Source organism: Paenibacillus sp. LS-5 (genome assembly GCF_056121505.1).
In genome coordinates this window covers 1-259 of sequence record NZ_JBWAVA010000094.1, presented here as the reverse complement: position 1 = coordinate 259, position 259 = coordinate 1, and the positions used below count along the sequence as shown (strand labels likewise).

Annotated in this window: 1 protein-coding gene; it reads left to right on the top strand. The window is 71.0% G+C overall.

Features of this window, described 5'->3' with window-relative positions; genetic code table 11:
• A partial coding sequence (locus AC0MA3_RS26600; protein WP_474658361.1) for an acyl-CoA dehydrogenase family protein occupies positions 1-259 on the top strand: 259 nt, incomplete at both ends.

The following is a 259-nucleotide window of genomic DNA, read 5'->3' as shown; positions in this document are numbered from 1 at the left end:
GAAGGAGGTCCGGGACTGGCTGCACGGCTTCGCGGCCGACGTCATCCGTCCCGCGGCCGCCGAATGGGACGAGCGCGAGGAGACCCCCTGGCCGGTGATCCAGGAGGCCGCCAAGGTCGGCATCTACTCCCTGGACTTCTACGCCCAGCAGTACTTCGACCCCACCGGCCTCGGCATCCCCATGGCGATGGAGGAGCTGTTCTGGGGCGACGCGGGCATCGCCCTGTCGATCGTCGGCACCGGCCTCGCCGCCGTCGGC